The 12,116-nt window shown below is 73.6% G+C and carries 14 protein-coding genes and 1 tRNA gene; 6 read left to right on the forward strand and 9 right to left on the reverse strand.

Annotated elements, in window-relative coordinates; translation table 11 throughout:
* Positions 1-91: 91 nt before the first annotated feature.
* The 6 genes from PSD17_RS31125 to PSD17_RS31150 form a co-directional block, all read right to left on the reverse strand.
* A complete protein-coding gene (locus PSD17_RS31125; RefSeq protein ID WP_339125955.1) occupies positions 92-1,504 on the reverse strand; it encodes a hypothetical protein in 1,413 nt (470 codons plus the stop codon).
* 211 nt (positions 1,505-1,715) lie between these two features.
* Positions 1,716-2,198: a SixA phosphatase family protein gene (locus PSD17_RS31130; protein WP_013677144.1), complete on the reverse strand. Its 483-nt coding sequence runs from the start codon at positions 2,196-2,198 to the stop codon at positions 1,716-1,718.
* A 37-nt stretch (positions 2,199-2,235) separates the two neighbouring features.
* Entirely contained in the window at positions 2,236-2,529 is a 294-nt protein-coding gene (locus PSD17_RS31135; RefSeq protein ID WP_013677143.1) for a hypothetical protein, read from the reverse strand.
* Between the two features lie 52 nt (positions 2,530-2,581).
* Complete coding sequence (locus PSD17_RS31140) at positions 2,582-2,833, reverse strand: hypothetical protein (protein ID WP_132975748.1); 252 nt, start codon at positions 2,831-2,833, stop codon at positions 2,582-2,584.
* A gap of 118 nt (positions 2,834-2,951) precedes the next feature.
* Positions 2,952-3,074 (reverse strand): hypothetical protein, encoded by a 123-nt coding sequence (locus tag PSD17_RS31145; protein WP_339125956.1) that lies wholly within the window; start codon positions 3,072-3,074, stop codon positions 2,952-2,954.
* Positions 3,075-3,402: 328 nt separating this feature from the next.
* A tRNA-Leu gene (locus tag PSD17_RS31150) sits at positions 3,403-3,487 on the reverse strand.
* Positions 3,488-3,575: 88 nt separating this feature from the next.
* Between PSD17_RS31150 and PSD17_RS31155 the strand changes: the two genes are divergently transcribed.
* The 3 genes from PSD17_RS31155 to PSD17_RS31165 all read left to right on the forward strand — a co-directional run bounded on the left by PSD17_RS31155 (position 3,576) and on the right by PSD17_RS31165 (position 6,776).
* Positions 3,576-4,892 carry a M20/M25/M40 family metallo-hydrolase gene (locus PSD17_RS31155; RefSeq protein WP_013677141.1) on the forward strand — a complete coding sequence of 439 codons (1,317 nt, stop codon included), beginning with the start codon at positions 3,576-3,578 and terminating at the stop codon, positions 4,890-4,892.
* 16 nt (positions 4,893-4,908) lie between these two features.
* Positions 4,909-5,718 carry an SDR family oxidoreductase gene (locus PSD17_RS31160; RefSeq protein WP_339125957.1) on the forward strand — a complete coding sequence of 270 codons (810 nt, stop codon included), beginning with the start codon at positions 4,909-4,911 and terminating at the stop codon, positions 5,716-5,718.
* Positions 5,719-5,792: 74 nt separating this feature from the next.
* Positions 5,793-6,776: an NADPH:quinone oxidoreductase family protein gene (locus PSD17_RS31165; RefSeq protein ID WP_339125958.1), complete on the forward strand. Its 984-nt coding sequence runs from the start codon at positions 5,793-5,795 to the stop codon at positions 6,774-6,776.
* 66 nt (positions 6,777-6,842) lie between these two features.
* Here the strand turns inward: PSD17_RS31165 and PSD17_RS31170 are convergent, their stop codons facing one another.
* The 3 genes from PSD17_RS31170 to PSD17_RS31180 form a co-directional block, all read right to left on the reverse strand.
* Complete coding sequence (locus PSD17_RS31170; protein WP_339125959.1) at positions 6,843-8,312, reverse strand: hypothetical protein; 1,470 nt, start codon at positions 8,310-8,312, stop codon at positions 6,843-6,845.
* A gap of 82 nt (positions 8,313-8,394) precedes the next feature.
* Positions 8,395-8,634, reverse strand: coding sequence for a DUF5703 family protein (locus PSD17_RS31175; RefSeq protein ID WP_339125960.1), 240 nt, complete (start codon positions 8,632-8,634; stop codon positions 8,395-8,397).
* 201 nt (positions 8,635-8,835) lie between these two features.
* A complete protein-coding gene (locus tag PSD17_RS31180; protein ID WP_339125961.1) occupies positions 8,836-9,780 on the reverse strand; it encodes an aldo/keto reductase in 945 nt (314 codons plus the stop codon).
* An 81-nt stretch (positions 9,781-9,861) separates the two neighbouring features.
* Between PSD17_RS31180 and PSD17_RS31185 the strand changes: the two genes are divergently transcribed.
* The 3 genes from PSD17_RS31185 (at position 9,862) to PSD17_RS31195 (ending at position 12,108) form a co-directional block, all read left to right on the forward strand.
* Positions 9,862-10,683: an undecaprenyl-diphosphate phosphatase gene (locus tag PSD17_RS31185; RefSeq protein ID WP_339125962.1), complete on the forward strand. Its 822-nt coding sequence runs from the start codon at positions 9,862-9,864 to the stop codon at positions 10,681-10,683.
* A 67-nt stretch (positions 10,684-10,750) separates the two neighbouring features.
* Positions 10,751-11,449, forward strand: a complete 699-nt coding sequence (locus tag PSD17_RS31190) for a histidine phosphatase family protein (protein ID WP_339125963.1) — start codon at positions 10,751-10,753, stop codon at positions 11,447-11,449.
* Between the two features lie 89 nt (positions 11,450-11,538).
* Positions 11,539-12,108 (forward strand): DUF3090 domain-containing protein, encoded by a 570-nt coding sequence (locus PSD17_RS31195; RefSeq protein WP_013677133.1) that lies wholly within the window; start codon positions 11,539-11,541, stop codon positions 12,106-12,108.
* The last annotated feature ends 8 nt before the right edge of the window (positions 12,109-12,116 follow it).

Below are 12,116 nucleotides of genomic sequence, written 5' to 3' on the forward strand. Positions count from 1 at the left end.
GCGAGTCAGCGTCTGCTCATCCTGTTGCCGGACGGGCCGCGCCACCGAGCGGCGGCGCGACCCGTCGTTGACGTGCGGTAACGCGCCGATCCTACTTCACGGTGACGATGGTCACAGCGGCGTTGTTCAGCAGGTCGGGGTCGGCCACCGATGTGGCGAGCGTCGCTGCGCGGACCTGCTGGGGTCCCCTGACCTTGGTGTCCGCCGCGAGCGTGACGGTGTGCGCGACCTGGCTCGAGGAGCCGATCTGCGGCGTCAGCCACGCGACGCTGTGCCCGTTGCGCGGCGCGATGCCGCCGGGCGCGGCGACGACGACGAGTCCGTTCGGCATCGTGAGCGCGGTGGCGACGTTCGTCGCCGGATACGGGCCGTTGTTGCGGACAGTGACGATCGCCTGGAACGTCCCGCCCGGCAGGACCGTGGCGGGCACGGCCAGCGTGACGGCGAGATCGGCCCGCTTCGCCCCGGTCCCGGGCGGGGCCGCCACGGTCTCGGTGAACGTCGCGGTGAGGGGCCCGGTCGTCGCCGTGACGGTGACGGGCCCGGCGTCGCGGCCCGCGGTGAGCGTCGGCGCCGTGGCGACACCGTCGTCGCCGGTGGTGACGGTGGCCGAGGGGGCGCCGCCCGGGAACGACGCGGCGCCCTTCGTGACGGTGAACGTGACCTGCCTGCCGGCGGCCGCCAGGCCCCCCGCTCCGGTGATCTTGACGGTCGGCGGTGTCGGGAACGCGGCGCCGGTGAGCGCGGTCTGCCGGTCACCGGCGGTCGCGGTGATCCTCGTCGGCACGACCGGGTTGTCGAAGTCGTACACCGTGTCGCCGACGGTCAACCCGTCGGCGCGCGCCTGCAGGCCGGGCGAGCCGCTGCCCTGGCTGATGCCGACGTCGATGATCGTGTATCCGGTCATCGCCCGCACGACGTCGGCGAAGGTGGCGGTGTACGTCGCGAAGCCGAACCTGTTGGGCGTCCCGGTGGCCGTGACGTCCCTCGACGCCCACCAGCCGGGCATCGCGCCGGGGTTCCAGGTCTGCCATGTGCCGACGGCGACGGCGGTCCCGCTGTAGACGGGCTCCCAGACCAGCGACGTGAAGCCCTGGGGGCCGGTCGCCTCGATGGTGTAGGACGGCGCCTGCCGCGGGTCGCCGCTCCCCGGGGTCTCGATGTAGGTCTCGTAACCGAGCGCGGTGAGCGCCGAGAGCGGCTTGCCGTACAACGCCCTGGAGAAGACGTCCGCCTTGTCGGTCGCGCCGGGCGTGCTCAGCCGGAGGAACCCGCTGCCCAGGTCCGCTCCGGCCCCGTCGACGACGGTGGCGACGCCGTCGTGGCACAGCGTCGCGCTCGTCGTGCACGCGGCGGTGATGTCGTCGTTCGAGACGCGGGTCGTGGTGGCGGCGGAGGCGGTGCCGGTCAGGGCGACGAGACCGGCGACGACGGCGGTGGCGGTCAGGCCCGCGAGTGCCGCGGCCCGGCGGCGCGGGCGGTGTGTGGGGGGACGATGGCGCACGGCGGAACACCTCGATGTGGCGCGGAGATCCCGGTTGTCCGGGCTGTCGCGGACCCAGGCGCCGACCCCCGAACCGGGCCCGTCTCTCCTGCGTCCGGAGGGCCGTTCGGTCCCGACAGATGCTCCGTTACGGCGCGTCCGTACCTGTCATTCGGACGAGTGAGGGCAGGGCGTCCCAGCGGTCGGGGACCGCGCAGACGCGGCCGTGCCGTCAGCCGCGTGGCGCCGCGTGTGCCTGCAGGGTGGCCGGGATGATCCCGACGTCGCTCCAGGTCCCGTGCCAGGTCAGGACCGCGAACGCCGATGTCGTCATCGGGAGGTACTCGCCGGCCAGCAGCGTCGTCAGGTCCTCGACGGCGGGGTTGTGGCCGATCAGCAGCGCGCACGCCGACTCGTCCGGCAGCCCGCGGACGATCTCGAGCAGGCCGATGGCCGACGCGTCGTAGACCGCGTCGGCGAACCGGGCCTGCGGCGGGTCGGGCAGCTTCGACGAGACGAGGTCCCACGTCTCGCGCGTGCGCGCCGACGACGAGCACACCACCGTGTCCGGTGTTCCGACGTTCATCCGCAGCCACCGGCCCGCCTCGGGCCCGTCGCGACGACCGCGGACGTTGAGCGGACGCGCGTGGTCGGGCCCTCCGACGTGCTGGTCGGACTTCGCGTGCCGCAGCAGCACGAGGCGGCGGTCGGTCATCGGCACGATTCTGCCAGCCCCCGCCGGCACCCGCAGGTCACGACGCCGCCGTCGTCGCCGGGTCGTCGAGGATGTACCAGGGGACCATGTTGACCGCGCCGTTCAGGCCGGGCATCGGCACGCCCTGGGCGGTGAGCCCGCGGGCCGCGTCGGTGGCCACGACCACGTAGCGTCCGGCGCCGTCCGCGCTGATCTCGATCTCGACGGTCTGGTCCCCGCCGTCGGGATGCTCCCGGAACGCACGGCAGCACCGGACGATCTCCCAGACCTGCGCGTCGCGCAGGGCGGGGACGTTGGTGAGGGCGTCGAGAACGTCGATGTCGGCCGCCATGGGCGGGACCGTAGCGCGTCGGTGCGGAGCGGGGTGTCTCGATTGGAGACGATCAGTGCCGCGGCCGGGACAGCAGCCACGCCGTGACGACGAGCGCGACCGCGGTGCACGTCAGCATCGTCGCCAGGTCACCGAGATGGATCCCGTGCTTCGGGGTGAACTTCATGATCACGGGCCCGATGCGGGTCTCCGCGGCGACGCCGAGCGTGACGAACGCGGCGACCACCCAGGTCAGGACGATGGCGCCGAGCGGGCTGCTCTGCCGGCGGCTCACCGCGGGGAGGGGGACGGTCGCGTCGTTCATGTTCCTGACGGTACCGGGCAGCCTGCCGTCCACCCGCCGCGCGGCCGAGAACTGGGTGATCGTTTCCCGAAGCTTTGCCGTCGTCTTGCCTTGCCGAACGGTCGGCGGTGCCGTTCGCTCACGCGGCGCGGGCCACGTGCCCGTCGGGCCGGACCTCGACCCGGTGGACGTCGACGCCGGGCGCGAGCTCGCCGGTCAGGTCGAGGGTGACGGAACGCCCGGCGCGCAGAGCGGTCAGCACGCGCCCGCCGCCGTGCAGCGGGAGGCCGGGTGCCCGCGTGCCGACGAGGGGGTGCGCACCCTCCGGGCGCCGGGTAGCGCACGGCCGGCCCGGACAGCTGTTCGGCGAGCGTCCGGGACGGCTCGGGGGTGGAGCGGATCAGGTCGGCCAGCAGGGTGCGCAGCTGCCGGCCGTCGGGAGTGAAGTCGGTCAGCAGGGCGTCGCGAGTGCGGGGTGCCGGCCGGCGCGCGGCAGGCGTTCTCGGTCATCGAGCCGCACCTGATGGATGCCTTCGCCGCCGAGGTGATCGCCGGGATCGAGGGCGCGCTAGGAACTCGCCGCCGAACTGTGTCCGAGGGGGGACTTGAACCCCCACGCCCGTTGAAGGGCACTAGCACCTCAAGCTAGCGCGTCTGCCATTCCGCCACTCGGACCTGCTCGCCGCGGTGACCGCGACGAGCAAAGGATAGACCACCCACATCCGGCCCCCGCCACCGGACCGGCGATGGTAGGAAGATCGCCATGACCGGCCAGAACTCCGCTGTCGACGAGGTCGTACGGATCACCTCCGACCTCATCCGCATCGACACGTCCAACACCGGCGATCCGGACACGGTGGTGGGCGAGCGGGAGGCCGCCGAGTACGTCGCGGCGGAGCTCACCGAGGTGGGCTACGACGTCGAGATGCTCGACTCCGGCGCGCCGGGGCGCAGCAACGTCTTCTGCCGGCTCCCGGGGGCCGACCCGAGCCGCGACGCGCTGTTGCTGCACGGTCACCTCGACGTCGTGCCCGCGGAGCCGTCGGAGTGGTCGGTGCACCCGTTCTCCGGCGCGGTGCAGGACGGCTACGTGTGGGGGCGCGGGGCCGTCGACATGAAGGACATGGTCGCGATGACCATCGCCGTCGCCCGCCGCTTCAAGCGCGAGGGCGTCGTCCCGCCGCGCGACATCGTCTTCGCCTTCGTCGCCGACGAGGAGGCCGGCGGCAAGTACGGGGCGCAGTGGCTGGTGGAGAACCGGCCCGACCTGTTCGCGGGCTGCACCGAGGCCGTCGGCGAGGTCGGCGGGTTCTCCCTGACGCTGGGGGAGGACCGGCGTGTCTACCTCATCGAGGCGGCCGAGAAGGGCATCGCCTGGATGCGCCTGCACGCCAGGGGGAGGCCGGGGCACGGCTCGTTCCTCCACGACGACAACGCCGTCACCCGCGTCGCCGAGGCCGTCGCCCGGCTGGGCAACCACACGTTCCCCCTCGTGCTCACCGACACGGTCCGCGCGTTCCTCGCCGAGATGCGCGAGATCACCGGGCTGGAGTTCCCCGAGGACGACCTCGAGGGCTCGCTGGCCAAGCTCGGGCCGTTGGCGCGCATCGTCGGTGCGACGGTCCGCGACACCGCGAACCCGACGATGTTGCGCGCCGGCTACAAGGCCAACGTCATCCCGTCGACGGCGGAGGCGGTCGTGGACTGCCGGGTGCTGCCGGGTCGCCAGGAGGCGTTCCTGCGCGAGGTCGACGAGTTGCTCGGCCCGGACGTGACGCGCGAGTGGGTGACCGAGCTGCCGCCGGTGGAGACGCCGTTCGAGGGCCCGCTCGTCGAGGCGATGGCCGCGGCGCTGCAGACGGAGGACCCGGGTTCGCGGGCCATCCCCTACATGCTCTCCGGCGGCACCGACGCGAAGTCGTTCCAGCGGCTCGGCATGCGCTGCTACGGGTTCGCCCCGCTGCGGCTGCCCCCGGACCTCGACTTCGCGTCCCTGTTCCACGGCATCGACGAGCGGGTCCCGATCGACGCGCTGGAGTTCGGCACCCGCGTGCTGGACACGTTCCTGCAGAACAGCTGAGCAGGAGGAGATCGACGTGGATCTCGACGGGGAACGCGTGGACCTCGAAGGGGCTCTGGAGCTCGAGGGGAAGGTCGCGCTCGTCACCGGTGGCGCGTCGGGCATCGGCGAGGCCGCGGCCCGGTTGCTCGCCGCCTCGGGTGCGCGGGTCGCCGTCGTCGACCGCGACGAGGTGGGCGCGCGCCGCGTCGCCGACGAGGTCGGCGGGTCGGCGCACGCGACCGACGTGTCCGCGCCCACGGCGATGGCCGAAGCGGTCGCCGCGGCCGAGGAGCGGTTCGGCCGGCTCGACGTCGTGCTGCTCAACGCCGGCATGACGTCGGGGCAGAACGGCGTCACCGACCTCGACGTCGAGGGCTACCGCCGGATCGTCGGGGTCAACGTCGACCACGTCGTGTTCGGGGTCGCCGCGGCCGTCCCCGCGCTGCGCCGGGCGGGCGGCGGGGTCGTCGTCGCGACGGCGTCGCTGGCCGGGCTGATGCCGCACCCGGGCGACCCGCTCTACACGCTGACCAAGCACGCCGTCGTCGGGTACGTGCGCGCCGCGGCACCCGCGCTCGCCGCCGAGGGCATCCGGCTGGCGGCGGTCTGCCCCGGCTACACCGACACGGCGCTGATCGCGAACGCCCGCGCCGAGTTCGGCGACTTCCCGCTGCTCGGTGCCGAAGACGTCGCCGCCGCGATCATGGCGGTCGTCGGCACCGGCGGTCCGGGCGAGTGCTGGTTCGTCCAGCCCGGCCGCGAGCCCGGGCCCTACGGGTTCCGCGGCGTCCCCGGCCCGGCGGGCGGGCGCCGGGCCCCCGAGGTGACATGGGAACAGCACTGACCGGGCCCGGCCCCGCCGGTGCAGCCCGGCGGGAAGGTCCCGAGAGGAGCAGCAGTGACGAGGGAGCGAGACTGATGCGCGGTTGGCAGGTCCACGAGAACGGCGACCCGGACGACGTCCTCACCTGGCACGAGGACATCCCGGAGCCGGTTCCCGGACCCGGCCAGGTGGCGGTGCGCGTGCACGCCGCCGCCTGCAACTTCCCGGACATCCTGGCCTGTCAGGGCAAATACCAGGAGAAGCCCCCGCTGCCGTTCGTCCCCGGGATGGAGGTCGCGGGCGAGGTCGTCGCCGTCGGGGAGGGCGCCCGCTTCGCGGTGGGCGACCGCGTCGTCGGGCTGCCGGTGCTCGGGCACGGCGGCTACGCCGAGGTCACCCTGCTGCCCGACGACGCCACGTTCCGCTGGCCCGAGGGCATGACCCCCGCGCAGGCCGCCGGGCTGCTGATCACCTACCAGACCGGGTGGTGCGCGCTCACCCACCGCGGGCAGCTCAAGGAGGGCGAGACGCTGCTCGTGCACGCCGCGGCGGGCGGTGTCGGCACGGCGGCGGTGCAGCTGGGCAAGGCGCTGGGCGCGCACGTCATCGGGACCGCGGGCGGCGCGGAGAAGTGTGCCGTCGCCAAGTCGGTGGGCTGCGACGAGGTCGTCGACTACCGCGACGCGGACCTGGTCGCCGCGGTCAAGGACCTCACCGGCGGGCGGGGCGCCGACGTCATCTACGACCCCGTCGGCGGCGACGTCTTCGACGCGTCCCGGCGGATCGCGGCGTTCGAGGGCCGCATCCTGGTGATCGGCTTCGCCGGCGGCCGCATCGCCGACGCGCCGACCAACCACGTCCTGATCAAGAACTACTCGGTGGTCGGCGTGCACTGGGGCTACTACCGGACGATGAACCCCGCGTTGATCCAGCCGTGGCAGGACGCGCTCGAGGACCTGTGGGGCAAGGGCCTTGTCGAGCCCCTCGTCGGCGCCGAGCTGCCGCTGACCGAGGTCAAGGAGGCGCTGCGCAGGCTCGGGTCGCGCGGGACCGTCGGCAAGGTCGTGCTGGTCCCCTGAGCTGAGCCGCGCCGGCCCGAGGTCGCGAGTGGCGTCACCGGCGATTGCCGGCAACGCCACTCACGGTCAGCGCGGCCGCGGGACCCCCGCCGGCGCCAGGGAACGGGTGCGCTGGGCCGGGACCTCGGGAGTCTGGTGCAGCGGCAGGATCGAGCCCTTCATCTGCGGCGGTGCGGCCACGCCGAAGTGGTCGAGGATCGTCGGGGCCACGTCGGTGAGCGGCACCGTGCCCTCGACGACGCGGTGCCGGCCGGTGCGGAACCACAGCGCACCGGCCCGGCTGTGCCGCCCGCTGCGCGTGGTGTGGATCGGGTAGAAGACGTCGTCGAACGCGACGGTGCCGCCGTCGGCCAGGGTGATCGTCGCACCCTCGCGCCCGACGTCGCTGCGGCAGCCTACCTGCAGCCTGCGGCCGTCGCGGTCGGCGTTGAGCAGCCGGGCGCCGTCGACGGTCAACGCCCGCAGCGCCTCGCCAGCGCGCTCGGCGGTTGCCGCGTCGGGCAGCTCGACGACGACCTGCTCGGCCATCATCGGCTTCGCGACGGCGTCGGACACACCCGCGACCGCGAACAGTGTGCCGAAGTCACGGGGCCGGAACGTGCGCTTGGCCGACTCCGTCCACGGCTCCTGCGACAGCGCCGTCGCGAGGATCAGCAGCGAGTCCGGTTCGTCGGCCATGATCCGCCCGAGCAGGGCGTCCATCGACCGGTAGCCGTGCAGCACCGCGTCGGCGTGGCGGCCGTCCCCGGCGTCGGCGAACAGCTCCGGCTCCATGTCGCGCCAGTAGTAGTGCTGGTAGTGCGCGGTGCTGTTGGAGAAGAACGTCGCGAACCGCACGCCGTGGCGCGCGTTGAGGTGGCGGAACACGTCGTAGCTCAGCTCGTCGAGCACCGAGGCGCGCCGCCAGCCGACCCCCCCGAGGCGACGCTCGTCGACGAGCTGGCGCACGACCGCCGCGACCGTCGCCGGCCGCAGCCCGCTGCGCACCAGAAACGCCGCGAAGCGGACCAGGCGGGCCGCGCCGGGCAGCCCGTCGCGCGAGGACTCCTGGACCGCCCACGACACCGTCTCGTAGAACGGCTGCAGCGACGCCGGGTACGCGCGGCCCTCGACGTCCCACGGGTCGGGGACGACGTAGCCCGGCTCGCCGGGCCGTCGGGTGTAGCCCAGGTTCATCGACCCGAAGATCCCCACGGGCACGCCCGCCGCCGACAGCACGTCGCCGAGCAGCGGCCCCGTCAGCTTGCGACGGCCGTCGCCGAGCGCGAAGACGCCGTGCTCGGCGAACGGCAGCCCGCTGTGCAGGGTGGGCCACTGGATCCACGGCTCGAGGTTCGGCGCATCCTCGCCCGCGTCGGTCGTGAAGACCACCGACGCGTCGCGGAAGGCCTTGAACGACGGCAGCCTGCCCTCGGCGATGAACCGGTCGAGCAGGACCGGACTGAGCTCGTTGAACTCCACGAGCAGGGCACGCCTGCCGGGCGGTCGATGGGTGGTGATGAGTGCCAACGTCGATTCCCCCCTGAACACGAACACGTGTCAAGGCTCATCGACGACGGACGCACCGCCATTACACGCCCGGGACGGCCGGGCGTGTCGCGGGTCGACCCTCAGGCCCTCAGAATCTCGGTTCGGGGAGCGCGGACAGGGACCGCCGCCGCCGCAGCCACACCTTCCGCACGCCACCCGGGTAGAGCCGGACCCGGGAGAGCTCCCAGCCTCCGAACTCGGCCTGGATCGCGAGGCGCACCGCCGCCGTCAGCCTCGGGACGTCCCCGGGCAGCTGGACGGGGCGGTACTCCCAGTCCCCGTCGGCGAGGTCCTCCGCGTCCTGCGCAGTCGTGCCGGTCGACGCCACCGGCCCACCTCCTTGCACCCCGGTCCTGCCCGGTCCACCCCCGGGCGGAGCCCGGCGTCCACGCCACCGCCGTGTGAACGTCAGGTGACGTGCCGCTCACCATATGTCCCCGCGGCACCCGGCGGCCAGGGCCGATCCCGTGCATCCCGCGGTCACCCGCAGCGACGGCGGCGCTCCCGGTCTGAGGCCCCGGGCCCGGGCTCAGACCGGGGCGCTGACGTCGTCGAGCGCGGCGCGGATCTCCACGGGGAGGTCGATCTTCTCGGTGGCCAGCGACGCCGCGAGCTGGGCGGAGTCGCGCGCCCCGACGACGGCGGCGGCGACCCCGGGCCGGTCGCGCACCCAGGCCAGCGCGACGGCCAGCGGCGAGGTGCCCAACCCGTCGGCCGCGGTGAGCACCGAGTGCACGATGCGCGCCGACCGCTCGTTGCGCCGCGCCTCGACGTAGGGCGCCAGCACGGGCGAGGCGGCACGCGAGTCGGCGGGGGTGCCGCCCGCATACTTGCCCGTCAGCACCCCGCGGCCCAGCGGCGCCCACGCGACGAGGCCCAGGCCGTGGTGCTGTGCGGCCGGCACGAGCTCGGCCTCGGCGTCGCGGGTGAGCAGGGAGTACTCGACCTGCGCCGACACCGGGACCGCGACGGCCGCGCCCGCCCGCGCCCGCTCGGTGACCGTCGCGAGCTGCCAGCCCGACGGCGCGACGAGCCCCGCGTAGCGCGCCTTGCCGCCCATGACCGCGACCTGCACGGCCGAGAGCGTCTCCTCCAGCGGCACGGTGGCGTCCCAGCCGGGCAGCTGCCAGAGGTCGACGTGGTCGACCCGCAGCCGGCGCAGCGTCGCGTCCAGGGAGTCGAGCAGCGCGCCGCGGGCCCCGTACTCGCCCGCCGCGCCGCCCGGCAGGCCGCCGCGCGCGGCGATCACGACGTCCTCGCGCGGCACCGAGTCGGCCATCACCGCGCCGAGCATCTCCTGGGCGGCGCCCTCGGCGTAGGCGTCGGAGGTTTCGACCAGGCTGCCGCCCGCGTCGACGAACGTCACGAGCTGGTCGGTGGCGCTCTCCAGGTCGGTGTCGTCGCCCCAGGTCATGGTGCCGAGGCCGATCCGGGACACCTGGAGACCGCTGGTCCCGACCTGTCTGCGCCGCACCGGGTCAGCCTATTGCCAGGCCCGCCCGGAGCCCCCGGTACGGTGCCTGGCCGTGTCGCATTTGAGCTGCGGGCTCCACTCGTGAGCTGGTTCGAGGTCATCGTCCTGAGCGTCGTCCAGGGACTCACGGAGTTCCTCCCGATCTCCTCGTCGGCGCACCTGCGCATCGTCTCGGGGGCGTTCTTCGGCAACGACCCGGGCGCCGCGTTCACGGCCGTCTCGCAGCTGGGGACCGAGGCGGCCGTCCTGATCTACTTCGCCAAGGACATCTGGAACCTCGTCAGGACCTGGTTCCGCGGCTTCGTCGACGCCGACGTGCGGGCGACCGCCGAGTACCGGCTGGCCTGGCTCGTGATCATCGGCACGATCCCGATCAGCGTCCTGGGCTTCCTGTTCAAGGACTCCATCGAGACGGTCGCCCGCAACCTGTGGATCGTCGCGACGACGATGATCGTCTTCGGGGTCCTGCTGGGGCTGGCCGAGCGCTACGGCACGCAGCGCAGGCCGCTGACCGACCTCACCGTGCGCGACGGCGTGCTGCTCGGCTTCGCCCAGGCGCTCGCGCTGATCCCGGGCGTCTCCCGCTCCGGCGGCACGATCACCGCGGGCCTCGCGCTGGGGCTCGACCGGCCCGCCGCGGTGCGCTACTCGTTCCTGCTCGCGATCCCGGCCGTCGTCGCGGCCGGGCTCTTCCAGCTCGGCGACGTCACGACCTCGGGGCTGACCAGCGGACCGCAGATGGTCGTCGGCACCGTCATCGCGTTCGTCGTCGGGTACGTGATCATCGCCTGGCTGCTCAAGTACGTGCAGAACAACACCGTCTACGTCTTCGTCGCGTACCGCATCGCGCTCGGCGCGGCGCTGTTCGCGGCACTCGCCATCGGTGCGGTCTCCGCGACGTGACGCTGCGACATCGCGGCCGCCGGGCCGTGGCCGGGACCATCGCGCCGGCCCACGTAGGCTCGATCGCGTGACCACGCTGATCCTGCTGCGCCACGGGCGCTCGACGGCCAACACCGCGGGCGTCCTCGCCGGCCGCAGCCCCGGGGTCGAGCTCGACGAGACCGGCCGGGGGCAGGCCGAGAAGGTCGTCGAGCGGCTGGCCGGGCTCCCCATCGTCGAGATCGTCACCTCGCCGATGACGCGCTGCCGGCAGACCGTCGAGCCGCTGGCCATCGACCGCAAGATCACCCCCGTCGTCGAGGACGAGCTGTCCGAGGTCGACTACGGCGACTGGACCGGTGGCACGCTCAAGACACTGGCCAGGGAACCGCTGTGGAAGGTCGTGCAGGCCCACCCGTCGGCCGCGATCTTCCCCGGCGGCGAGGGCCTGGCCGGGATGCAGGCCCGCGCGGTCGCGGCCGTCCGCCGGCACGGCGCGCGGATCGCCGAGCAGCACGGGCCGACCGCGGTCTGGGTGGCGTGCAGCCACGGCGACGTCATCAAGTCCGTGCTGGCCGACGCGTTGGCCACGCACCTGGACAACTTCCAGCGGATCATGGTCGACACCTGCTCGGTGAGCGTGGTGCACTACACCGACACCCGGCCGTTCGTCGCCAGGGTCAACGACCTCGGGGGCGACCTGAAGGGCATCGTCGCCCCGAAGCCGCGCCGTCGCCGCGCCGCCAAGCGCAGCTCCGACGCCGTCGTCGGCGGCGGCACCAGCTGAGCCGGGGCCGCCGCCCGGGCCGGGTGCGAGCCGCGCGACAGGTCGCAGACGTGCCCGGGGCGCGGCGGTGGCCTACTCTCGGAGGTGCCATGTCACGCGTCATCCATGTCTTCCGCCAGCCCGAGCGCTTCGTCGCGGGCACCGTCGGCGAGCCCGGCGACCGGTCGTTCTACCTCCAGGCGGCCGAGCAGGCCCGCACGATCAGCGTGCTGCTGGAGAAGCAGCAGGTCTCGGTGCTCGCCGAGCGCATCGGTGCGCTGCTGCAGGAGGTCAACCGCCGGTTCGGCCAGGAGCTGCCCGAGTCGCAGGACGGCAACCCCGACACCGACCCGCTCGCCGTCCCGTTGGAGGAGGAGTTCCGGGTCGGGACGATGGGCCTGGGCTGGGACGCCGAGACCCGCTCGATCGTCGTCGAGCTGCTGGCGGTGACCGAGGAGGAGATCGACGAGTCGGTGGTGCTCGACGACACCGACGAGGGCCCCGACGCGCTGCGCGTGTTCCTCTCGCCGCCGCAGGCGAAGGCGTTCGCCGAGCGCGCCGAGCTGGTCGTCTCCGCGGGCCGCGCGCCGTGCCCGCTGTGCGCGGAGCCGCTCGATCCCGCGGGCCACATCTGCGTGCGGCTCAACGGGTACCACCAGCGCTCCCCGATGACCGACTGACGCGCCGC

Source organism: Pseudonocardia sp. D17 (genome assembly GCF_036984265.1).
Taxonomy (GTDB): Bacteria; Actinomycetota; Actinomycetes; order Mycobacteriales; family Pseudonocardiaceae; genus Pseudonocardia; species Pseudonocardia benzenivorans.